The organism is Streptomyces sp. NPDC048496, from assembly GCF_043200055.1.
Classification (GTDB): domain Bacteria; phylum Actinomycetota; class Actinomycetes; order Streptomycetales; family Streptomycetaceae; genus Streptomyces.
Genome location: NZ_JBICXB010000010.1, coordinates 88,066 through 109,760, shown reverse-complemented (window position 1 = coordinate 109,760; position 21,695 = coordinate 88,066). Strand labels below are relative to the sequence as shown.

Sequence of the window (21,695 nt, the reverse complement as noted above, 5' to 3'; positions counted from 1 at the left end):
CCGGGCCGAGACACCCGAGGAGCCCAAGACTCCTGTGGAGTCCGGAGTTCGGCGGCCCTGTCGAGGGCGATCGCCGTCCGCGCCGTCCGGGGCGAACGGGCCCGGGCGCCGGTGCAGTGCGCCCCGCCGCTGCTCGACAAGCCGGCCGCCGCTCTCGGCCTGCACACCGAAACGGAACCCGACCGCTTGACCCTTGCTTGACCTTTTCTTGGGTCGCCCATGGGAGGCCCGTGATCACCTCGTTCCCCCACGCCCCAAGTGAGAGCTGAATCACTGCACGAGTGGGCATCAGTCAGGTAAGCCTAGGTTAAGTTAGGTTCGCCTCACCTGCCCTGCCTTTGTCCAGTTCAAGTCCGTTCTCTCTTCTGCCTGTGTGGAGCCCGTATGCGAGCCGTTCGTCTCTCCGTAGTCACCGCTGCCGCCACCGTGGCAGCCCTGACCGCCGTCACGGGCTGCGCCGAGAAGAGTGACGGCAAGGGCGAGGGCGCTCTGAGCGTCGTCGCGAAGGACGACTCCTGCACGGTGTCCAAGAAGAAGCTCCCGGCCGGCCACGTCGAACTGGCCGTCGAGAACAAGGGCTCCAAGGTCACCGAGGTCTACCTGCTCTTCCCGGATGCCCGCATCGCCGCCGAGCGCGAGAACATCGGCCCCGGCACCAAGGCCACCATCACGGCCGAGGTCAAGACCGGCTCCTACGACATCGTCTGCAAGCCCGGCATGAAGGGCGCCGGCTACCGGCAGAAGATCGAGGTCACCGGCGGCGCCGCGGCCAAGCGCAGCCCCGAGATGGACAAGGCCGTCACCGAGTTCCGCACCTATGTGCAGGCGCAGGCCGACGAGACCCTGCCGAAGGCAAAGGTCTTCACGGACGCCGTCGCCGCCGGTGACGTCGAGGCCGCGAAGAAGGCGTACGCCGAGTCCCGCATCGGCTGGGAGCGCACCGAGCCGGTCGCCGAGTCCTTCGGTGACATCGACCCGAAGGTCGACCTCCGCGAGGACGGCCTGGAGGCCGGACAGAAGTGGACCGGCTGGCACCGGCTGGAAAAGGCGCTGTGGCACGACAAGAAGCTCGGCGCCGAGGAGAAGGCTCTCGCCCCGGTCCTCTACAAGGACCTGCTCGACTGGCAGAAGCGGGTCGGCACGGCGGAGATCACCCCGACCTCGATGGCCAACGGCGCCAAGGAGCTCCTCGACGAGGTAGCCACCGGCAAGGTCACCGGTGAGGAGGAGCGCTACAGCCACACCGACCTGATCGACTTCAAGGGCAACGTCGAAGGTGCGCAGAAGTCGTACGAGCTGCTGAAGCCGATCGCGTCGAAGAACGACCCGGCGCTGACCGCCTCCCTGGACAAGCAGTTCGCTTCGTTGAACACGCTGCTGGACAAGTACCGCGCGGACAAGACCTCCTACGAGTTCACCTCGTACGAGAAGGTCGGCAAGGCGGACCGCAAGGAACTCTCGGACGCCGTCAACGCCCTGGCCGAGCCGCTGTCGCAGCTCGCTGCCGCGGTGACGAAGTAACGGACGGGGAGGCACCAGGCATGTCCAAGGAGACCCAGAACACCGCCGGCGCGGACACCACCGAGGGGGCCGCCCCCGGCACCGGTGACCGCGCTCCGTCCCGCCGCGCCCTGCTCGGCTGGGGCGGTGCCGGGCTGGCGCTCGGCGCGGTCGCGGCCGGTGGCGCTGTCGCCGCGGTGCGCACGAAGAGCGATACCGTGCCGGCCGCGGACAGCGGCGCCGCGGTGCCGTTCCACGGTGTGCACCAGGCCGGTATCGCCACCGCCGTCCAGGACAGGCTGCACTTCGCCGCGTTCGACGTGACGACGAAGGACCGGGCCGAGCTGATCGCGCTGCTCAAGGAGTGGACGCGGGCGGCCGAGCGGATGACGGCCGGTCATGCGGTCGGCGACGGAGCGTACGGCGGTCTCGCCGAAGCACCGCCGGACGACACGGGCGAGGCGCTGGGGCTCAAGCCGTCCCGGCTCACCCTCACCATCGGCTTCGGTCCCTCGCTGTTCGCCAAGGGGCGCTTCGGTCTTGAGGACCGGCGCCCGGAGGCGCTCGTCGATCTGCCGAAGTTCCCCCGCGACAATCTCGATGCGGCCCGCAGCGGCGGCGACCTGTGCGTCCAGGCGTGTGCGGACGACCCGCAGGTCGCGGTGCACGCCATCCGCAACCTCGCCAGGATCGGCATGGGCCGCACCGCGATCCGCTGGTCGCAGCTGGGCTTCGGCAAGACGTCCTCGACGACGCCCGACGCCCAGACCCCGCGCAACATGATGGGCTTCAAGGACGGCACCCGGAACATCTCCGGCACCGACACCGCGGCCCTGGACAAGCATGTGTGGGTCGGCGAGAAGGACAACGCGGGCTGGATGACCGGGGGTTCGTACCTGGTGGCCCGGCGCATCCGCATGCACATCGAGACCTGGGACCGGACCGGGCTCCAGGAGCAGGAAGACGTCTTCGGCCGGGACAAGGGCGAGGGCGCCCCGGTGGGCAAGGCGAAGGAGCGTGACGAGCCGTTCCTCAAGGCGATGCTGCCGACCGCCCATGTGCGGCTCGCCCACCCGGACAGCAACGACGGTGCGACGATCCTGCGCCGCGGCTACTCCTTCACGGACGGTACGGACGGTCTGGGCCGGCTCGACGCCGGGCTGTTCTTCCTCGCCTACCAGCGCGATGTCCGTAAGGCGTTCATCCCGCTGCAGCGCCGCCTCGCGGCACACGACGCACTCAACGAGTACATCCAGCACGTGGGTTCGGCGCACTTCGCCGTCCCGCCGGGCGTCCGCGACAAGGACGACTGGTGGGGCCGGGCGCTGTTCTCGTAACGGGACTCGAAGCGGACAAAGGAGAACCGAAACGTGTTCAGCAACTTCCTGATCGGCCTGCGCGAAGGCCTTGAGGCGAGCCTGGTCGTCTGTATCCTCATCGCCTATCTGGTGAAGACCGGCAACAAGAGCAAACTGCTGCCGATCTGGGTCGGTGTCGGCATCGCGGTCGTCGTCAGCCTGGCGTTCGGCGCCGGTCTCGAATTCGGCTCGCAGGAGATGACGTTCAAGGCGCAGGAGGCGCTCGGCGGTTCACTGTCGGTCATCTCCGTGGGTCTGGTCACCTGGATGGTGTTCTGGATGCGGCGCACCGCGCGGCATCTGAAGAAGGAGCTGCACGGCAAGCTGGACGCGGCGCTCGCGATGGGCACCGGGGCGCTCGTCGCGACGGCGCTGCTCGCGGTCGGCCGGGAGGGGCTCGAGACCTCGCTGTTCGTCTGGCGCGCGGTGCACGCCGCGGGCGACGGCTGGCACCCGATGATCGGCGCGTTCCTCGGGATCGCCGCCGCCGTGGTGCTGGGCTGGCTGTTCTACCGCGGTGCGCTGAAGATCAATCTGGCGAAGTTCTTCACCTGGACCGGCGGCATGCTGGTGGTCGTCGCGGCGGGTGTGCTCGCGTACGGCGTCCACGACCTGCAGGAGGCCGAGTTCCTGGGCGGTATCCACAACCGGGCGTTCGACATCAGCGCCACGATTCCGCCGGACAGCTGGTACGGCACGCTGCTGAAGGGCACCTTCAACTTCCAGCCCGACCCGACCGTTCTTCAAGTCACGGTGTGGGCGCTGTATCTGATCCCCACGCTCGCACTGTTCCTGGCCCCGGTAGGGTTCGGACGGTCAGTGGGGGCGACGGATCAGAAGGCGCAGAAAGCAACGGATGAGAAGCCTGAGGCCGATTCGGCTGGCGACGGGGCTCGCGGCAGCGACAGTGCTGAGCATGACGGCGAGCGCGTGCGTGACGGTGCACGGCGAGCTGGAAGTCGTACCGGCGGCGACGAAGTCTGAGGCCGCGAAGGCCCTCGCGGACTTCACCGCCGCGTACAACGCGGCGGACAAGGCCTACGATCCCGCGCTCGACGCGGACCGGGTGACCGGTTCGCTCGGCGCGATCAACCAGGCCGGCCTGAAGGCGCGGCAGAAGAACAACCCCGGCGGCAATGCCGGCCAGAGGCCGTTGGAGCTGACCGACGCCACCTATGTCATCCCGAAGAAGGCAGGCTGGCCGCGCTGGTTCGTCGCGGACACCGATTCCAACCGCGACCAGGACAGCGGGAAGCAGGACACCCGCTGGCTGATCGTCTTCCTGCGGTCCGGCCCCGACGCCGGGTGGCGGGCCGCCTATCTGTCGGTCGTGGCGCCCGCCGCGGTGCCCGCCTTCGCGAAGGACGGCGACGGGCGGGCCCGGCCGGTGGCCACGGACAGCAGTGAACTCTCCGTGGCGCCCAAGGACTTGGGCACCCAGTACACGGAGTATCTGCAGAAGGGCGTGCCGGACCTGTTCGCCCCCGGGGTCGCCACCTCGGGCTGGCGGGACGCGCGCAGGACCACCCGCCGCGCGGGCTTCTCGTACCAGTACATCGACCAGCCGCTGGACAGCGGTGCGTTCGGTCCGCTCGGCCTGGAGACCAAGGACGGCGGGGCGCTGGTCTTCTTCAGCAGCAAGCACTTCGAGCAGCAGACCGCGGCGAAGGGACTGCGTCCGCCGGTCAACGCGGATGTGCAGGCGCTGCTGACCGGTGAGGTGAAGACCACCCTCACCAAGGAGCGCGTCTCCAGCCAGCTGGTGTATGTCCCGAAGAAGGGCGCCGCGAACGGCGCCAAGGTGATCATGCTGAGCCGGCTGCCGGGACTCACGGCGGCAAAGGGCTCGTGACGCCGTAACGCTGTGGGCCCGGGAGCCGTGCCCGTGATCCGGTGACCGTGAGCCGGGAGACGGGGGCGCGGGGCTCGTCTGACCCCGCGCTCCGGCTTCAGCGACCGAGCGGCCAGGCCACCGACCCGTGGTCGAAATCGCTCTGATCCGCCGCATCGGCGTACTGCGCGCAGGCGTCGGTGAGCGTCTCCAGCAGCGTCAGTGGGTCCGGCAGCGGGTTCTCCGGCCCGCGGACCCAGTGCACGTCCAGCTCACCGGGGAGCAGGGCGGGCGGCAGGAGCACATAGCTGCCGCGGCAGTGCCAGCGCAGTCCCGGATGCTCGTCCATGGTCTCGGGGTGGCAGTCCAGCTCGCAGGGCCACCACTCGTCCTCGTCCTCGGGGGTGCCGCGGGTGGCGGTGAAGAAGAGCATCCGGTCCTCGCCGGACACGGCCACCGGGCCGACGTCGATACCCGCGGTGATGAGCCGCTCCAGTGCCTGACTGCCCGCGGTCAACGGCACGTCGAGGACGTCATGGATCATGCCGGTCGCGGTGATGAAGTTGGCCTGCGGCTGACTGCGGGCCCAGCGCTCGATCTGGGCACGGTCGGTGGTGGACTGCGTCTGCCAGGCGAAGGAGACGGGGTGCCTGGCGGGAGTGGGACAGCCGATGCGTTCGCACGAACATCGGTAGCCGATCGGGTGGGCGGCGGGCGCGATCGGCATTCCGGCCTCGGCGACGGCCAGGAGCAGCGCCTCCCGGGCGGTGTCGTCGACCGCGCGCTGCTGCGGTTTGGGTCGCCGGCGCAGCCATTGGGAAAACTTGCTCTCTGTGCCGCGAGAACGGCCGAAATCGGCGCCCATCTATCCCCTTACCTCAGCGTTGCCCCTGCCCCTATGGTCCCACCATCCTGCGCCCCGGGTGGCCAGAGTCCTGAAGCGGGGGCGTCGACTGACGCCCCGAGCAGGGCTCTTTGCAATCTTTTGTCCGAAAATGACAGGCGTGGCTGTGGCCGGCTCGGGGTGCCTGTGTCGCGCGGCGCGACTCAGCGGGCGACCAGACCGTGCAGGGCGTAGTCGACGAGCGCGTCCGCGTTTGCCCGTCACGGCAGCAGCGGAACGAGGCGAGACGTATCGTCTCCGTATCTCTCCATAGACGTTACGGAGCATCCCGCGGAACCACCCGATCGGTTCACTGCGCGGTAGCTCCGAACGGCGCACCATGAGCTCACGCACAGACCCGTGCGAGCCCCGGCACCCTGCAGGCAACCCCTGCCGTCCGTGAGGAGCCCTCATTGCCCCGTGAAGCCACATCCTCATCGCTTCGTGAAGCCGCCGTCCCCCTGCCCCGCGAAGCCACTGCTCCGGCGCCCCGTACAGCCACGCCGCGCCGCTACCTGATGTGCGCCCCGGCCCACTTCAAGGTCACCTACTCCATCAACCCGTGGATGGACCCGACCAAGCCGGTCGATCTGCCGCTGGCGCAGGCCCAGTGGGAGGACCTGCGCGACCGCTACCGTGCGCTCGGCCACACCGTCGAGCTGCTCACCCCGCGCCCCGATCTGCCCGACATGGTCTTCGCCGCGAACGGCGCCACCGTCGTCGACGGGCGGGTGCTGGGCGCCCGGTTCGCCTACCAGGAGCGGTACGCGGAGGCGGAGGCGCACCGGGACTGGTTCCGGGACCACGGCTTCACCGAGATCCATGAGCCGGACCACGTCAACGAGGGCGAGGGCGACTTCGCGGTCACCTCCTCGTACCTCCTGGCCGGACGCGGCTTCCGGTCCAGTCCGCTCTCGCACGACGAGGCGCAGGAGTTCTTCGGCCGGCCGGTGATCGGCCTCGATCTGGTGGACCCGCGCTACTACCACCTGGACACGGCCCTCTGCGTGCTCGACGAGGCGGGCGACGAGATCATGTACTACCCGGGCGCGTTCTCGCCGGGCAGCCGGTCGGTGCTGCGGCGGCTCTTCCCCGACGCACTGATCGCCGAGGAGGCGGACGCCGCCGCGTTCGGCCTGAACTCCGTCAGCGACGGGCTCCACGTGCTGGTGCCGCAGGGCGCCGCGGGCCTCTTCGACCCGCTCCGGGCGCGCGGTTTCGAACCGGTCCCGATGGACCTGAGCGAGCTGCTCAAGGGCGGCGGCAGCGTGAAGTGCTGCACGCAGGAGCTGCGGAGCCAGGGGTACTAGTCACCCTCGCCGTGGGGCGGCGGCCAGGCGTCGCCCCACGCGATGTCCCGGGCGGCCCGGTACAGCTCGCCGTGCCGCTTGGTGACCGTGGAGCGCTGCAGAGCCTCGTCGCGGGTGCACAGGTCCAGCAGCACCTGCCCCTTGCGGATCTGCGGCTTGCGGGTGACCCGGGCGCGTACCGGTTCGGTGGCGAAGCGGGTCGCCACGACATAGCTGAACTTCTCGTCCTCGTACGGCAGCGAGCCGCCCTTCACCTGCCGGTGCAGCGAGGAGCGGCTGACCCGGGCCGAGAAGTGGCACCAGTCGGTGCCCGGCTCGATCGGGCACGCGTCGCTGTGCGGGCACGGGGCGGCAACCGTCAGTCCGGCGGCGATCAGCCGGTCGCGGGCCTCGATGACGCGGGCGTAACCGTCGGGGGTGCCGGGCTCGACGATCACGACGGCCTGTGCGGCTGCCGCCGCGGTGTCGACCAGCCCGGTGCGCGCCTGCGCCGTCAGTTCCTTGAGTACGTAGCTGATGGTCACCAGGTCCGTGGGGTCGAGCTCCAGTCCTGCACCGATCCGGGCCCGCCGCCACTCGGCGGTGCGCAGGGCCTCGATGCCGGAGGCCTCGGCGAGCTCGCGGCCGAGGGTGAGCGCGGGCTCGGCCCAGTCCAGGACGGTGGTCCGCTGGCCTTCCCAGGCCCCGGCGACGGCCCAGCTCGCCGCACCCGTGCCGCCGCCGATATCGGTGTGCGTGGCGGGCGTCCACTCCGGAGCGGCCTCACGGAGGGCGGCGAGGGCGGACCGTACCGCTTCGAAGGTCGCGGGCATGCGGTACGCGGCGTACGCGGCGACGTCCGAGCGGTCGCGGAGCACCGGGGCATCGGTGGGGGTGGTCCCCCGGTAGTTGGCGATGAGCCGGTCGACGGCCTGCGCGGCCTGCTTGGGCGGCAGCCCGTCGAGGAGTCCGGCCAGCGCCGTGCGCAGGGCTTCCGCGGTGGAGAGGGTGACGTTCACCGACGAATTGTAGGCGGATACGACCGGTTGTTCCCCGGCCGTTCCCCGGCCGGTGTCTGTCCCGTCCCGCGCCCCGTCGCCCGGCACGGGACCTTCGCGGAACAGCGCCGGATCCGAACTGCCGGTAAATCCTGGCCAGTTGCTACGCTGACCGGCGCGACGCCAGGATTGCTCATCGGAGGGGACCATGAGACAGAAGATCGTGCGCCTGACTCTGGTCGCCGGGGTGCTCGTGCTCGCTCTGCTGCTTCTGCTGGCCACGTGCGGTGCCGGGGGCAGCCAGGACCGGAAGGGCGCCGACAAGCCGGCGAAACCGGTGCTGACGTCCACGGGTCCCGGCCCGGCGACACAGCTCACGGTTCCTCCCGCGTACACCACGCAAAGCGGCTGGGAGCTCGTCAACGCCTCCCCCGACTACGCGATCTCCCGGACCACGGGACGCCTCGGCTATCTGCTGCGGGTCGCCGACCACCAGTACCGGCTGGAGACCATCGACTCGGAGACCGGGAGGGCGGGCTGGAAGGGCGAGAACTGGCGGCCGCCGGCCTCGAAGCACTCCCCGAAGCTGCTCCTGGTCACCAAGAACGACGTGGAGTACTTCGTCACCTGGACGTACGGAAAGGTCGGCGTGAACGCGCTGACCCCGGCCGACACGATCGTCTCCCTCGATGTGTACGAGGTGAAGGACGGCGCCCGGCGACGCGTCGAGGTGCCGTGGTCCTCCGCACCGAGCGTGATCGCCTCCGGCCCCGACATCCTGATCAGCGACGGTCGGACGACCAGTGTGGTGGTCGACCCGGCGACCGGACAGATCTCGAAGATCGCTCCCTCGGCGCTGAAGTACCCGAAGGACTGCCCGTCCTGCAAGCAGCTCACCGAGGTGTTCGGACTGACGAAGAAGGGCCTGCTGGTGAGCGGGGCACGGGAGTTCTGGGTGCAGGGCGGCTGGTTCAGCCGGAACGTCGCCCCGAAGAACACCGACCGCACCAGCGGGATCCCGACGACCGTGGCCCCCGGCTGGGTGCTGGCCAAGTGGCAGCTCGCCAAGGGGCAGAACCTGGCGCAGACCCATGACCTGTGGGCGGTGCACGACGCGGAGACGGGGAAACCGGTGGCCACGGTGGAGTGCAACAAGGTGGCCATCAAGCCGGGCCAGTACCCGCAGGCCGTCATGTCGCCCTCGGGGGGCTATCTGGTGGCCGGGAACCTCGCTTTCGACCTGACGGCGAAGAAGGGTTTCTGCCTGGAGGCGCCGGACGGTTCGAAGCGGCTGACGCTGGCCTCCGTCACGGACGAGGGCATCGCGTACGGCGCGACGAACGTGCGCAACGCGACGGACGCCCTGAACGGCGGCGGCCGCCCGTTCGCCGTCGATGTCGTCACGGGGACCCCGGAGGGGCTGCCGTCCAATGTGCGGCTGCCGGGCACGGAGGCGGAGGCAGGCGTCGGCGTGTTCCGGTGGACGGACGAGCTGGACCGGCTGCATCTGCTCGGCTATCCGCGCGCGCCCCGCTAAGAGCCTGTCGGGTGACCTTCGATCGGAGAGCGGACGCGGCGTGGTGCGTGCGATTCCAAGGCGCCGGGATGGCCTCGTAGCGGAGCTACTAGGGCATTTCGGCAACGCCGGAAGCGTGCGTGCCACGCCGTGACCGCCCGATCAGAGGTCGCCCGACAGGCTCTAAGGGGTGTCCCGCCAGGGATTACGGGACACCCGTTAGGGCGTCGCGGCCCCGGCCGTGATCCGCCGGACACTCCGGGGTCGTTCCCGAGCTTCTACGACTGCCGTTGCCAGGGTCGACACAGGGCCAGGAAGCAGGCCATCGCGCCGACCGCGCACACCACCTGGACTACCGCCATCGGGACGGCCGTCTCCTCCCCCGCGATCCCGACCAGCGGTGAGGCGGCGGCCCCGATCAGGAACGACGACGTGCCGAGCAGCGCCGAGGCGGAACCCGCTGCGTGCTTGGTACGCATGAGCGCCTGGGCATTGGTGTTCGGCATCGCGAGCCCCATCGCCGACATCAGGACGAAGAGCCCGGCGGCGACCGGTATCAGACCGACCTCGCCGAAAACCCCGGACGTCATCAGCAGCAGCGCGACCGCGGCAAGGACGATGACGCCGAGCCCGAAGCCGAGCGCCTTGTCCAGGCTGATCCGGCCCACCAGCAGCTTGCCGTTGATCTGGCCGACGGTGATCAGGCCGATCGAGTTGATACCGAAGAGCAGGCTGAAGGTCTGCGGCGAGGCACCGTAGATTTCCTGGACCACGAACGGCGAGGCACTGACATAGGCGAAGAGCGCGGCGAAGGCGAGGCTGCCCGCGATCATGTAACCGGTGAAGACCCGGTCGCCGAGGAGCCCGCGCATGGTGCGCAGCGCATCGCCGATCCCGCCTGTGTGCCGTTCCTCCGGCGGCAGCGTCTCGTGCAGCCACTTCCAGACGACGAGGGTGAGCACGACGCCGACGACGGTGAGGACGGCGAAGATGCCCCGCCAGTCGGTGAACCGCAGCACCTGTCCGCCGATCAGCGGCGCGACGATCGGTGCGACGCCGGAGATCAGCATCAGGGTGGAGAAGAACCTGGCCATCTCCACGCCGTCGTACATGTCACGGACGACGGCCCGGGCGATGACGATGCCGGCCGCGCCGGCCAGGCCCTGCAGGAGGCGGAAGCCGATGAGGAGTTCCGCGGTGGGCGCGAAGACGCAGATCGCGGTGGCGAGTACGTAGACCGCCATGCCGAGGAGCAGCGGCCGGCGCCTGCCCCAACGGTCGCTCATCGGTCCGACGACGACCTGGCCGAGCGCCATTCCGGCGAGGCAGGCGGTGAGGGTGAGCTGGACGGTGGCCGCGGGGGCGTGCAGGGCGTCGGTGACCGCCGGCAGCGCCGGCAGGTACATGTCCATGGAGAGCGGCGGAAGTGCGGTGAGACCGCCGAGGACGAGGGTGACGAGGAGTGCGGTGCGGCGGGCCGCGGCGGTGGCGGCGGGCCCGGCACCGGTGCCCCAGCCGGTCCCGGTCCCGGCTGTGGCATTCGATATGTCTGCGTGCTGAGCTCGGCTCACGCCGGTCTCCGGCATTCTCATCTCCAAATAGTTGAATCCGCCTCTATGCTCTCAGCTCAGCCGGAGTGGTCGAGACCTTTTCCTGGGGGCAGGCATGAGCAGGACCGTGCGTTGGGGCGTGCTGGCTACGGGTGGCATCGCCGCGACCTTCACCGCTGACCTGCAGGCAATGCCCGACACGGAAGTGGTCGCCGTGGCATCCCGTACGGACACGTCGGCGAAAGCGTTCGCCGAACGGTTCGGCATACCGAAGGCGTACGGCAGCTGGGCCGAGCTCGCCGCCGACGACGAGGTCGACGTGGTGTACGTGGCCACGCCGCACTCCGCGCACCGGGAGGCCACCGCGCTCTGTCTGGAGGCAGGGAAGCACGTGCTGTGCGAGAAGGCGTTCACCCTCAATTCCCGGGAGGCGGAGGAGCTCGTGGCGCTCGCCCGGGACCGTGGCCTCTTCCTTATGGAGGCGATGTGGACGTACTGCAACCCGGTCGTCCGGCGGCTGACCGCACTGATCGCCGACGGCGCCATCGGTGACATCCGTACCGTGCAGGCCGACTTCGGGCTCGCGGGTCCGTTCGGCCCGGACCACCGGCTGCGGGACCGGGCGCTGGGCGGCGGCGCGCTGCTGGACCTCGGGGTGTACCCGGTGTCGTTCGCGCATCTGCTGCTGGGTGAGCCGGACCGTGTCCAGGCCGACGCGCTGCTCTCCCCCGAGGGCGTCGATCTGAACACCGGCATGCTGCTGGGCTGGGAGTCGGGGGCCACGGCACTGCTGAGCTGTTCGGTCACCGCCGACACCCCGCAGACCGCGTCGGTCACGGGCACCAGGGGGCGGATCGACTTCCCGCGCGGTTTCTTCTACCCGGAGCGGTTCGTGCTGCACCGGGAGGGTCACTACCCGCAGGAGTTCACCGCGGGGACCGTGGGCGACGGGCTCCGCGGGATGCAGTTCGAGCAGGCGGAGGTCCTGCGCGCGCTGCGGGCGGGTGAGACGGAGTCGCCGCTGGTGCCGCTGGACGGATCGCTGGCGGTGATGCGGACGCTCGATGCGGTACGTGACCGCATCGGCGTCCGCTACCCGGCGGACGGTATCGGCTGACCGGGACGGAGGCCGGACTTCACGCAGGCGTGAGGCCCTGGGAGCCCGAACCGGCCGCCCCGCGGCGACTCTTGAGGCGAAAGGCGTACGCTGCGGCGTCATGAGCAACAAACTGTTGAATCCTGCTGCGAGGACGGCCGTCGTCACGGGCGCGGGCTCCGGGATCGGCCGCGCGGTGGCTCTCGCCCTGACGGGCGCCGGCTGGTCGGTGGCGCTCGCCGGCCGCCGCCCCGAACGCCTGGCCGAGACCGGGGAACTGGCCGGGCCGGATGCCCGGGCGATCACCGTTCCCGCCGACGTCTCCCGCCCCGAGGACGTGGACGCGCTCTTCTCCTCCGTACGGAAGTGGACCGGCCGGGTCGACCTGCTGTTCAACAACGCGGGCACGTTCGGCCCGCGCTCCGTCCCGGTCGAGGAGCTCTCCTACGAGGACTGGCGCACGGTCGTCGATGTGAACCTGACCGGGGCCTTCCTGTGCGCGCAGGCGGCGTACCGGCAGATGAAGGAGCAGGACCCGCAGGGCGGCCGGATCATCAACAACGGCTCGGTCTCCGCACATGCGCCGCGCCCCCACTCGGTGGCGTACACGGCGACCAAGCACGCGATGACCGGGCTGACGAAGTCGCTGTCGCTGGACGGCCGTCCGTACCGGATCGCCTGCGGCCAGATCGACATCGGGAACGCAGCCACGGAGATGACGGAGCGGATGCAGACCGGCATCCTCCAGGCCAATGGCGAACTGGCGGTGGAGCCGGTGATGGCAGTGGCGGACGTGGCCCGGACGGTGGTGCACATGGCGGAGGTGCCGCTGGAAGCCAACGTGCAGTTCGCGACGGTCCTGGCGACGACGATGCCGTACGTGGGCCGGGGCTGACGATTCCTTGCGCGCGCCGCCGACCGAGCCGAGCCGAGCGGCACGTTCCTGGACTCCCGCTCCCGGACGGAGAGGAGTACCGGCGTCGAGAACTGTCACTGGGCCCGTGGGCCGGGGTCCGGGGCGCATTCCCGCCCCGGGCGGGAATGTCCTGGACCGCGGCAGGGTTGAGCAGCGTCATGAGTGAGATTTCAGGAACCGAGATCCTGCGCTACACCGCCTTCTCCACCGACCCGCAGGGCGGCAATCCGGCGGGGGTCGTCCTCGACGCGTCCGGTCTCGACGACACGGCGATGCTCGCGATCGCGGCGGAGCTCGGCTACAGCGAGTCGGCATTCCTGACCGGACCGGGCACTTCGGGTGAATCAGGCGGTCGCGGATACACGATCCGCTACTTCAGCCCGAAGGCCGAAGTCCCGTTCTGCGGCCATGCCACCGTCGCGACAGCCATCGCCCTCGCCGAGCGCAACGGCCCCGGCGACCTGGTGTTCACCACTCAGGCGGGTACGGTCCCGGTCACCGTCGCCCAGGACGGCACCGAACTCCGCGCCACCCTCACGAGCGTCGAACCGCACGTCATGGATATCGCCCCGGACGACCTGGCCGAGGCGCTGGCCGCCCTGGACTGGCCGGCCCACGACCTGGACCCGGCCCTGCCGCCACGAATCGCCTATGCGGGCGCCCGTCATCTGGTGCTGGCCGCCGGAAGCCGGGAGCGCCTCGCCGACCTCGACTACGGCTTCGCCCGCCTCGAAGCGCTGATGCACCGGCTCGACCTGACCACGGTCCAGCTGGTGTGGCGCGAGTCGGCGACCGTCTTCCACGTCCGCGACCCGTTCCCGGTCGGCGGTGTGGTCGAGGACCCGGCGACGGGTGCGGCGGCGGCCGCATTCGGCGCGTACCTGCGCGAGCTGGAGCTGGTTCCGGACGCCGCGGTCCTCACCCTCCACCAGGGCCAGGACATGGGCCGCCCCGGCACGCTCGCGGTCGAACTGCGCGCGGGCGACGCGCGGGTGCGGGTGAGCGGCACGGGAACGCGTATCCCCGTGGCGGAGTAAGCAACCGGGCCGCGGCCGGACTGCTGACGTCACCGAGGGGTGCGCCGGGCGTGGGCGGCGCCGAAGCCCGCGCCCGGCCCGCGGTCGGCGTTTCGACGACCTGGGGTGCCGTAGCTGTCGTCGTGCGCCCGCCGGGGAATACGGGGCAGCCCTTGAGAGGCCGACCACCCCAGCTGTAACGGCCTCCCCCACGGCGGGGAGTGGATCAGCGAGCAGCGTCGTGCGGCTTCGATGGCGAGGCGGAGGAGGGAATCGACGCGGAGCGTCGGTGACCGACGAGAACGCCGAAGGGGGCCCCTCCCCGCGCGAGCGAAGCCGAGAGCTTGGGGGAAGAGTCCCAGTGCGTCGGGAGCCCACTCCCTGTCGCGGGGGAGGCCGTAAGATACTGGTAGTCCGGTTTCCCCTTTCAGTCAGACCCCTGTGGCGCCGACCACGCCATGACTAGAGAGACTCGTAGCTGATGGCCCAGCAGGCGCGCGCGATCCAGACTCGACGGTCGATCCTGGTGGCGGCCGCCGCCGTGTTCGACGAACGTGGCTACAGCAGCGCCACCATCAGCGAGATCCTCGCCCGGGCGGGGGTGACCAAGGGCGCGCTGTACTTCCACTTCAACTCGAAGGAAGAGCTGGCGCTCGGCGTGCTGGACGTCCAGCTGGACATTTTCCCGCTGCCGCCGCAGCCGACGAAGCTTCAGGAGCTGGTGGACCAGGGGATGATTCTCGCCCACCGGCTCCGCCACGAACCCCTGGTGAGGGCAAGTGTCGGGCTGGCGATGGACCAGGCGGTCGAGGGTCTCGACCGGGGCACACCGTTCCGGGCCTGGATCGACCGGCTCGAACACCTGTTGAGCGCTGCCCGGAGCCAGGGCGAGCTGCTGCCGCACGTGCATCCGCGCGAGACCGCCGAGCTGCTGGCGGGCGCCTTCTGCGGAATCCAGGTGATGTCCCAGGTCCTGTGCCGGCGTGAGGACTTGGGGCGCCGGATCTCCGTACTGCTGCATTACGTCCTGCCGAGCATTTCGACGCCCGCCGTGCTGGCCACGCTCGACATGTCCGAGGATCGCGGCGGGCGGCTGCTCTCGCAGCTGGAATCCGTGCCGAGCCAGGCCGTCGCCACCGGCTGAATGTCCGGAGCCGCACCGTCCGGCCCGGAATCACACGAGGACAACCACCGGTGTCCGGACCTGGCAGTCTGCACCGTATGAACGCCGACACGAACGGCCGCCCGGACGGTACGGACACCGACGACGCGGACCGGTCCCCCTGGGACACCATCGACCACCTCCGCAGCTGGCTGGACGCGGGAACCGGCATCCGCCCCGAGCAGGATCTCCTGCTGCGGATGCTGAAACTCTCGGAGGAGGTCGGCGAGGTCGCCCAGGCCGTCATCGGGACCATCGGTCAGAACCCGCGCAAGGGCGTCACCCATTCCTGGCAGGACGTGGAGGCGGAACTCTGCGACGTCATCGTGACGGCGATGGTCGCCCTCCGCACCCTCACCCCCGAGGCGCCCCAGGTCTTCGCGGGGCATCTGCGCCGGATCGCGGCACGGGTGCCCTCGCCGGAGCGGACCGGTGAGGCGGACGGCGCCCCCGGTTCCTGACGGCCGCTCCCCTACCGGGCAGCGGCACGAGTTCCTCGTCTCGCCTGAGGCCCGCGAAATCCTCCGGGAGGAAGGGATCGTGGTGATCGATTATCGGCCTCTTCAGGAGAAGTGGGCCCCGACAGCAGCGGAATGACGGAATCCGCCACGCCGGTATCGGAGTCGCGGCCGCCGGGAGCTCTGTCGCGGTCCCCTACCAGGAGGACGTGGGGCTGGTGGTGACCTGCCACTGATCGAGGATGCCGTCCCAGTCATGCATCGGTGCGGAGTTCATGGTGGTGTGAGAAGCCTGCTGGTCCCACGTCGTCTCCTGGTGCGACGAGCGATGCTGGGTGGGGTAGTACCACTGCCGGGGCTGGGTCACGGTGGGCGCCTCGGCGCCGTCGACGCGGCGGTGACGGCCGGAACGGTCCAGAGTCTGCGGGGCATGAGTGAGGTGGCCCTGCGCCTCCAGGTACCGGGTGCGGGCGACGAGGCGGGGGAGATCGAGACCGAGCTCGCCTGCCAGTACGGAGAGGTCGGCCCCAGTGCTCCACGCACCGACCAGAACCGCGTCCACGGCCGACGACGACACCCTTCCCTGGACCGCCTCGTCGGCGGCGTCCGGGGTGCCCGGGGCCTGAGGGAGGCATGAAGGTGGGGCCGGAGCCTCACGGGACACCGGCCTTTCCTCCGGCTCCTCGTACGGCGGGCACCTGTCCGCGTCCTCGGTAGGCAGCTCGTGCGCATCAGCAGCGTGGTGGTCCAGGAGCGCCTTGGCGATGGCCCGGGCATCTTCCTTTCCCACGGTGCGGCGAGCCATGCGCACTTCGCGTTCATGGAGCCCCAGGAGATCCGCGACGGTCCCGTCGCTCCCCAGCGTCACCGCGAACGCAGCCAGCGTCCGCATACGGTTCGCCTGTTGCTCGTCGAGGTTGCTCTGCGCATCGCGCACGTCCTCGTCATTCCTGAAATACGCCCGCGCCAGTACGGCATGACGCTCCCACAGCTCCCTCGGTTCCATGTCGGGACCAACGTCCCGCCACAGGATCTGAAGCGATTTTCGACCGAAAGGCACCAAGAAAGGTGAAACTCCATCTAATCTTGCTGTGTCGGACGGTAGTTACCCAAATGGCGGCTGATCGTTACCACCGTCATGAACGCACCCACTTCCGCTACCGCCATCGGCAGAGGCTCGGCGGTATCCATTCCGCACCCCTCGCAGGCCCCACGCCCTTCTCATGCCCGGCCGCGTCCGAGGGCCCAGCTGGATGTGGCTCACGGAGCGCGCGCATCGCGCGAGCAGCTTTCCGGCGCGTTCATGCCGGGTCAGTCCTATACAGAGACGGCAAGTGACACACCGCTGTACGCCGAACTGGTGGCAAGTTGGTCGGCATGCGCCGCCACGGTGCCCGGCATCCCCGACTCCGAATGGCAGCGCCTGACCTCCTATCAATCCTTCCTCTGTGAAGTCGAGTCGGTCCTCAGGGACCTTCGCCCCCACCGCGCCCCCGACACACTGTGCAGCCCTGCCGGTCCATCGGCCTACCCCATGGCCTTGAAGCAGACCCATGACGCCGCCGACGGTCGCCCGCATACGAACTGAAGGCCGTCCGGCACGCATTGCGCGGCCGCTCCCGTCACCGCGGCACAGGGACGGCAACGGGAGCGGTGTGCTGTCGGTTGCCGCGATCCGTCCCGTCGGACGGCGGACCGGTGCTTCCTCGGTGCGACCGTCAGACGCCCGCCGCTCGGGCCGCCCGATACACCTCGGCCGCCACGTCGGCCAGTTCGGCGGCGTCTCGCGTCGTTCCCTGGAGGTCCAGCAGGATCTCCGTCACGCCCACCGCCGCATGGGCCACCAGGTCCTCCACGATCTGGGCCACGCTGCCGTGGAAGGGCTGCCGGTCCGCGCCCTCGAACGGCTTGGCGCTGTATTTCGCATTGGCACGGGCACACACCTCGATCGGCCTCTGCCTGCCACGCTCGGCCGCCAGGTCCTGTACCCGCCGCCACTGTCCGGCCAGTTCCGTGGCACCCATGGCCACAGGCATCCAGCCGTCCGCCCGATCCACCAGCCGACGGGTGGCGCGTGGGCTGTTGGCCGGCAGATAGACCGGGATGGGGCGAACAGGCTTGGGGCCGACCTCGGCCGGTGCGATGGTGGTCAGCTCACCCCGGTACGAGACCGGGTCCGGGCCCCAGACGGCCGCGCAGACGTCCAGCAGTTCGTCCAGGACCGCGCCGCGCTTCTCGAAGGGGGCGACCGAGGCGGCCGCGTACTCGTCGAGTGACCAGCCGGTTCCGAGGCCCGCGACCACCCGGCCGCCGCTCGCGACGTCGAGCGAGGCGAGCGATCGGGCCAGCTGGAACGGTACGTGGAGCGGGGCGACCAGGACGCTGGTGCCGAGCCGGGCCCGGTCGGTGGCCGCGGCGGCAAGTGTGAGGGTGACCAGCGGGTCGGCGACGCTGCGGTACTGGTCGGGCCACGGCAGCCCCGGTACGCCGTACAGCCCCTGAGTGGCCGGCTCCGGAAAGAGCACGCGCTCGAAGACCCACAGGCTCTCGTACCCGACGTCCTCGGCCGCGCGTGCCACCGTGGCCACGTCGCGACCGATGTCGTACTGCTTCATCTGCGGAAGGCCGAGACCGAGCGAGACCGGCATGCGTGCACTCCTTCACGAGGACAGCGGGACGACTACCGTATGTCACGCACCGATCGCCTGTGGTCAACAAGGCGGGTAGGGGCGGGTGAATGCGCGCCGACGGGTGGCCGACAGGTGGCTTCCAGGTCGTGTTGCAGGCCCTTCGGCCGAAGCACTGCGGTCGCGTCCGTCGGCAGCACCCGAGAGACGTCCCATGACCTCGGCCGGTCCCAGGACTCCGGCTTCGGGACGTGCGACACCGATCCGTACGGACAGTGCTGGGCCGATCCGTCCCGACAACCGTGGCGCGCGCACCCCCTGCGAGCACCAGGGCAAGGTCGTGGGACCTCTTCCGGGGCCGGCGAAGCCGACGCCGACGGCATCGATGGTGTCGGCGTGCCGGATCCCGGTCGCGCTGTGGAAAGCCAGGCAGCCGTGTTCAGCCCCTGTTGTCGCCGGCTGTGGCGGAGAACCTGTTGTTCCAGGTGGCCTTGGCGCCCGAGTCACCGATGCGGTAGACCTGCACGACCGCGCCGACTGCCACGGCCAGACACAGCACAACCGATGTCGCTCGCAGGGGAACACTCACCCCTGCCGATGAACCCCTGCCGCCGTCGAACGAGGTGGCAGCCGCATACGCGCGCCGGTAGAACCACCACAGGGCTGCGGTCAGGACGAACAGGCCCACGGTCCACGGCAGGAGCTCGTCGCCCAGTACCGCGTGCCTTGCCACCAGGGCGTTCTGCACGATGTGCTCCTCCAGCCACTCGCCGGCGCCTGTTGTCAGGGGCACCGAGACCAGGGTGACGAGGGCCAGGAGGGGCAGGGCCAGGCCGAAGCGGCGCATGACGGGGGGCCAGGCGGCGCAGACCACGAGAGCCAGTGCGGTGAGTGGCACGAAGACCACGACGAGGTGGACCAGCAGTGCGTGCGCGGGGATGCCGTTGATCAGGGTGGGTTCCACAGATCTGCTCCTTCGAGAGCGCTGCTTGGGTGACCGAGGCCGGCTCGCTGGCGATCTGGTTCCCTTGCGGGTCGGTTCCCGCCGCCACCGCCACGTTGGTGACGGGGCAGACCTTGCCGTCTCCGCCCGCCCTGGGGGTCTTCTTACATGCGTTGGCGTCGGCCTGGGTGATCGTGTACGAGAGTCGACGGCCAGGGCCCGGTAGTCGTGAAGTTGCTCGTGGTGGCGGTCAGGAAGCAGTAGCCCTCGGTCCCGTCGCCGGGACCGCGCACCGTGACCATGTTGGCCCCGGGCGCGGGAACGCGGAACACGGTCCCGGCGGGCGATCGCGTGGTGCAGCCGTTCCCGCGGTGGCGGCGGCCGAGGCCCCGGTGAGACAGGCCGACCCCACACCGGTGAACTCCGGGGCCGTGGCCTGCGTGAACATCTCATCGACCAGCGGGGAGCCCGCGACACGCGGCCGAGCCTGGGCGCTGGTGTCCAGCGCCAGCGGCGCTCCGGCGCCGACGACGAGGGCCATTGCCGCCGCGGCGAGTCGGGCGGTCCGTGCGCGCGGCGCCCGTCGGCCGGACGATGGTGGATGTTGTCTTCGCTTCATGCCCACATGCGTAGCGTTACCCACCGTGCCCATGCTGATGACAGACCGTCATGTGCTCCAATCGCCGCCGCAACGGACCCCCCTGGCGGTATGACCCATGGGCCTGTTCTCCCTGCCGCGTCTCCCCCACACGAACAGTCCGACGCGTACGACCCGGATCCCGGCCCTGCCGCCGCACAGCAGCTCGCCCCTGCCGATGGCGGACCGTACGATGCCGGCCGACTGCCCGGCCGACGATGCGCCCGGCGCCTCTCGGTCGAGGACGCGCTGGAGCCGGGGTGTCGGCGCGCGTCCCATCGAGGTGAAACCGCCGAGCCCTGGACAGTGATCGCGTGCGTCGCCTCGTGCAGGTTGCCCCGAAGCGGTGTACGGGACGACTCTGGAGGAGACATCGCCTGCGGCTCGCAGAACTCGCCGTCAGGCTGTGCATCCGGAGACTACGGAGAGGTGCCGGCCGTGGACGGTCGGGAACCTGTGGGGAAGCGGCCCGGCGCGCGTGGCCACCGGGCTGTGCCACACACCGCGGACATGCGGGTGGAGGCGTGGTCGCCGACGGCCGAAGGCTGCATCGGCGAGGCGGTGCGCGCGGTGGTGGAGGGTTTCGCCGACACGTCCGGGGCCGCGGTCTCCGGGGAACGCGAATACGCGGTCACGGCGGATTCCGACGAGGACCTGCTGGTGTCCGTCCTGGAGGAGGTCGTCTACCGGATGGATGCCGACGGTGAGATCCCGCTCGATGTGGAGGTGGGGCCGATCCGGTCGGCGGGGGGCGGCCGGGAGCTGTCGGTCCGCTTCCGGATGGCAGACGTCGGCACCGCCGTGCCGGTCGGTGCGGTACCCAAGGCCGTTTCGCTGCACGACCTGCAGCTGCGGGGCGACCCCGGCGGCTGGACCTGCCGGGTGACCCTGGACGTCTGAGTGCAGGGCGGGAAAGGGACGGAATCATGGCGCTCACGGTGGCACTGGCCGGCGACACCATGCTCGGGCGCGGCGTCGCCGAGGAGCTGCGCCGCTCGCCGGTGCCGGAGACGCTCGTCTCCGCAGGGGTCAGGGAGGCGATCGCGGAAGCGGACCTGTTCGTGCTCAACCTGGAGTGCTGTGTCTCCGACCGCGGGCACCGCTGGCCCGACCCGCGAAAGGCCTTCTTCTTCCGCGCTCCCTCCGCCGCCGCGAAAGTGCTGGCCGAACTGGGGGTGAACTGTGTGACGCTCGCCAACAACCATGCTCTGGACTACGGGTTCGACGCCATGGCCGACACCCGCACCCTGCTGGCCGGGGCGGGCGTCCACGCGGTCGGTGCCGGGGCGAACGCAGCCGCCGCCCGGGAGTTCGCGGTGCTGGAGGCAGGCGGAGTGCGGCTGGCGGTGGTGGGCGTCACAGACCACCCTGAGGAGTACGCGGCGGGGGAGGACAGTCCCGGTGTCGCCTGGGCCGATCTCCATGCGGGCGTGCCCGGCTGGCTGACGGAGTCGGTGGCCCGGGCCGCTGCGGCAGCGGATGTCGTGCTGGTGACTCCGCACTGGGGTCCCAACATGACCTCCCGGCCACCGCGCCGCGTGTCGGCCGCGGCCCCGGAGCTGCTGGCGGCGGGAGCGACGCTGGTCGCCGGACACTCCGCCCATGTCTTCCACGGGATCACCGACCGGATCCTCTACGACCTGGGTGACTTCGTCGACGACTACGCCGTCGACCCGGTCCTGCGCAACGACCTCGGGCTCCTCTTCCTGGTGACCCTGGACGGCCCGGATGCCGCACACCTGGTTCCCGCGCAGGTGGAGGCGGTGCCGCTGGCCCTGGACTACTGCCACACCCGCTTGGCGAGCGGCGAGGACCTGGAGTGGATCCGCGAGCGGTTCACGACCGCCTGCGCCGAGTTCGGTACCGCCGTCGCCGATCGGACCGGACGGCTGACGGTCGACTGGAGGTGAGGGAC

19 protein-coding genes are annotated in these 21,695 nt (G+C 70.2%); 13 read left to right on the top strand and 6 right to left on the bottom strand.

What is annotated here, in order from left to right:
• Window positions 1–384 precede the first annotated feature (384 nt).
• Genes efeO through ACGFSA_RS13495 form a run of 4 tightly spaced genes read left to right on the top strand, consistent with a single transcriptional unit; the run spans window position 385 to window position 4,710 of the window.
• Window positions 385–1,521 (top strand): iron uptake system protein EfeO, encoded by a 1,137-nt coding sequence (gene efeO, locus ACGFSA_RS13510; protein WP_393303647.1) that lies wholly within the window; start codon window positions 385–387, stop codon window positions 1,519–1,521.
• Window positions 1,522–1,541: 20 nt separating this feature from the next.
• The gene (gene efeB / locus ACGFSA_RS13505) at window positions 1,542–2,837 is read left to right on the top strand and encodes an iron uptake transporter deferrochelatase/peroxidase subunit (protein WP_393303645.1); all 1,296 of its coding nucleotides are present in this window, start codon (window positions 1,542–1,544) and stop codon (window positions 2,835–2,837) included.
• A 33-nt stretch (window positions 2,838–2,870) separates the two neighbouring features.
• Entirely contained in the window at window positions 2,871–3,842 is a 972-nt protein-coding gene (gene efeU / locus ACGFSA_RS13500; protein WP_393303643.1) for an iron uptake transporter permease EfeU, read from the top strand.
• Window positions 3,775–4,710 (top strand): hypothetical protein, encoded by a 936-nt coding sequence (locus tag ACGFSA_RS13495; RefSeq protein ID WP_393303641.1) that lies wholly within the window; start codon window positions 3,775–3,777, stop codon window positions 4,708–4,710. Before efeU ends, ACGFSA_RS13495 begins: the two co-directional genes overlap by 68 nt.
• A gap of 97 nt (window positions 4,711–4,807) precedes the next feature.
• On the opposite strand, the gene ACGFSA_RS13490 is transcribed toward ACGFSA_RS13495, so the two are convergent.
• Window positions 4,808–5,554: a bifunctional DNA primase/polymerase gene (locus ACGFSA_RS13490; RefSeq protein ID WP_393303639.1), complete on the bottom strand. Its 747-nt coding sequence runs from the start codon at window positions 5,552–5,554 to the stop codon at window positions 4,808–4,810.
• 479 nt (window positions 5,555–6,033) lie between these two features.
• Here ACGFSA_RS13490 and ddaH point away from each other — a divergent pair, with 479 nt between their 5' ends.
• Window positions 6,034–6,882, top strand: a complete 849-nt coding sequence (gene ddaH / locus ACGFSA_RS13485) for a dimethylargininase (RefSeq protein ID WP_393303754.1) — start codon at window positions 6,034–6,036, stop codon at window positions 6,880–6,882.
• Here the strand turns inward: ddaH and ACGFSA_RS13480 are convergent.
• Entirely contained in the window at window positions 6,879–7,880 is a 1,002-nt protein-coding gene (locus ACGFSA_RS13480; protein ID WP_393303637.1) for a small ribosomal subunit Rsm22 family protein, read from the bottom strand. The genes ddaH and ACGFSA_RS13480 overlap by 4 nt on opposite strands.
• Window positions 7,881–8,067: 187 nt before the next feature.
• On the opposite strand from ACGFSA_RS13480, the gene ACGFSA_RS13475 reads away from it, so the two are divergent.
• Complete coding sequence (locus ACGFSA_RS13475) at window positions 8,068–9,396, top strand: hypothetical protein (protein ID WP_393303635.1); 1,329 nt, start codon at window positions 8,068–8,070, stop codon at window positions 9,394–9,396.
• A 257-nt stretch (window positions 9,397–9,653) separates the two neighbouring features.
• On the opposite strand, the gene ACGFSA_RS13470 is transcribed toward ACGFSA_RS13475, so the two are convergent.
• Entirely contained in the window at window positions 9,654–10,961 is a 1,308-nt protein-coding gene (locus ACGFSA_RS13470) for a multidrug effflux MFS transporter (RefSeq protein ID WP_393303633.1), read from the bottom strand.
• A gap of 79 nt (window positions 10,962–11,040) precedes the next feature.
• Here ACGFSA_RS13470 and ACGFSA_RS13465 point away from each other — a divergent pair, with 79 nt between their 5' ends.
• The 5 genes from ACGFSA_RS13465 (at window position 11,041) to ACGFSA_RS13445 (ending at window position 15,576) form a co-directional block, all read left to right on the top strand.
• The gene (locus ACGFSA_RS13465) at window positions 11,041–12,042 is read left to right on the top strand and encodes a Gfo/Idh/MocA family protein (RefSeq protein WP_393303631.1); all 1,002 of its coding nucleotides are present in this window, start codon (window positions 11,041–11,043) and stop codon (window positions 12,040–12,042) included.
• A gap of 100 nt (window positions 12,043–12,142) precedes the next feature.
• On the top strand, window positions 12,143–12,916 hold the full coding sequence (locus ACGFSA_RS13460) for an SDR family oxidoreductase (protein ID WP_393303629.1): 774 nt from the start codon (window positions 12,143–12,145) through the stop codon (window positions 12,914–12,916).
• A 179-nt stretch (window positions 12,917–13,095) separates the two neighbouring features.
• Window positions 13,096–13,974, top strand: coding sequence for a PhzF family phenazine biosynthesis protein (locus ACGFSA_RS13455; RefSeq protein WP_393303627.1), 879 nt, complete (start codon window positions 13,096–13,098; stop codon window positions 13,972–13,974).
• Between the two features lie 460 nt (window positions 13,975–14,434).
• The gene (locus tag ACGFSA_RS13450) at window positions 14,435–15,097 is read left to right on the top strand and encodes a ScbR family autoregulator-binding transcription factor (RefSeq protein WP_393303625.1); all 663 of its coding nucleotides are present in this window, start codon (window positions 14,435–14,437) and stop codon (window positions 15,095–15,097) included.
• A 77-nt stretch (window positions 15,098–15,174) separates the two neighbouring features.
• Window positions 15,175–15,576: a MazG-like family protein gene (locus ACGFSA_RS13445; RefSeq protein ID WP_393303623.1), complete on the top strand. Its 402-nt coding sequence runs from the start codon at window positions 15,175–15,177 to the stop codon at window positions 15,574–15,576.
• Between the two features lie 193 nt (window positions 15,577–15,769).
• Here ACGFSA_RS13445 and ACGFSA_RS13440 read toward each other — a convergent pair whose 3' ends face one another.
• From ACGFSA_RS13440 to ACGFSA_RS13430, 3 genes are all read right to left on the bottom strand, one after another.
• Window positions 15,770–16,579: a hypothetical protein gene (locus tag ACGFSA_RS13440; RefSeq protein ID WP_393303621.1), complete on the bottom strand. Its 810-nt coding sequence runs from the start codon at window positions 16,577–16,579 to the stop codon at window positions 15,770–15,772.
• A gap of 712 nt (window positions 16,580–17,291) precedes the next feature.
• Window positions 17,292–18,221, bottom strand: a complete 930-nt coding sequence (locus ACGFSA_RS13435) for an LLM class F420-dependent oxidoreductase (protein WP_393303619.1) — start codon at window positions 18,219–18,221, stop codon at window positions 17,292–17,294.
• A 418-nt stretch (window positions 18,222–18,639) separates the two neighbouring features.
• Window positions 18,640–19,164, bottom strand: coding sequence for a DUF2231 domain-containing protein (locus tag ACGFSA_RS13430; RefSeq protein WP_393303617.1), 525 nt, complete (start codon window positions 19,162–19,164; stop codon window positions 18,640–18,642).
• Window positions 19,165–20,209: 1,045 nt separating this feature from the next.
• Between ACGFSA_RS13430 and ACGFSA_RS13425 the strand changes: the two genes are divergently transcribed.
• Window positions 20,210–20,680 (top strand): archease, encoded by a 471-nt coding sequence (locus ACGFSA_RS13425; protein WP_393303615.1) that lies wholly within the window; start codon window positions 20,210–20,212, stop codon window positions 20,678–20,680.
• 26 nt (window positions 20,681–20,706) lie between these two features.
• Window positions 20,707–21,690: a CapA family protein gene (locus ACGFSA_RS13420; protein ID WP_393303613.1), complete on the top strand. Its 984-nt coding sequence runs from the start codon at window positions 20,707–20,709 to the stop codon at window positions 21,688–21,690.
• Window positions 21,691–21,695 lie beyond the last annotated feature (5 nt).

Excerpts from the sequence above, each read along its gene's own strand:
- ACGFSA_RS13490 (WP_393303639.1), bottom strand. The coding sequence starts at position 5,554 with ATGGGCGCCGATTTCGGCCGTTCTCGCGGCACAGAGAGCAAGTTTTCC.
- ACGFSA_RS13435 (WP_393303619.1), bottom strand. The coding sequence starts at position 18,221 with ATGCCGGTCTCGCTCGGTCTCGGCCTTCCGCAGATGAAGCAGTACGAC.
- efeO (WP_393303647.1), top strand. The coding sequence starts at position 385 with ATGCGAGCCGTTCGTCTCTCCGTAGTCACCGCTGCCGCCACCGTGGCA.
- ACGFSA_RS13440 (WP_393303621.1), bottom strand. The coding sequence starts at position 16,579 with ATGGAACCGAGGGAGCTGTGGGAGCGTCATGCCGTACTGGCGCGGGCG.
- ACGFSA_RS13455 (WP_393303627.1), top strand. The coding sequence starts at position 13,096 with ATGAGTGAGATTTCAGGAACCGAGATCCTGCGCTACACCGCCTTCTCC.
- ACGFSA_RS13460 (WP_393303629.1), top strand. The coding sequence starts at position 12,143 with ATGAGCAACAAACTGTTGAATCCTGCTGCGAGGACGGCCGTCGTCACG.
- ACGFSA_RS13450 (WP_393303625.1), top strand. The coding sequence starts at position 14,435 with ATGGCCCAGCAGGCGCGCGCGATCCAGACTCGACGGTCGATCCTGGTG.
- ACGFSA_RS13475 (WP_393303635.1), top strand. The coding sequence starts at position 8,068 with ATGAGACAGAAGATCGTGCGCCTGACTCTGGTCGCCGGGGTGCTCGTG.
- ACGFSA_RS13465 (WP_393303631.1), top strand. The coding sequence starts at position 11,041 with ATGAGCAGGACCGTGCGTTGGGGCGTGCTGGCTACGGGTGGCATCGCC.
- ACGFSA_RS13420 (WP_393303613.1), top strand. The coding sequence starts at position 20,707 with ATGGCGCTCACGGTGGCACTGGCCGGCGACACCATGCTCGGGCGCGGC.
- ACGFSA_RS13495 (WP_393303641.1), top strand. The coding sequence starts at position 3,775 with ATGACGGCGAGCGCGTGCGTGACGGTGCACGGCGAGCTGGAAGTCGTA.
- ACGFSA_RS13445 (WP_393303623.1), top strand. The coding sequence starts at position 15,175 with ATGAACGCCGACACGAACGGCCGCCCGGACGGTACGGACACCGACGAC.
- ACGFSA_RS13470 (WP_393303633.1), bottom strand. The coding sequence starts at position 10,961 with ATGCCGGAGACCGGCGTGAGCCGAGCTCAGCACGCAGACATATCGAAT.
- efeB (WP_393303645.1), top strand. The coding sequence starts at position 1,542 with ATGTCCAAGGAGACCCAGAACACCGCCGGCGCGGACACCACCGAGGGG.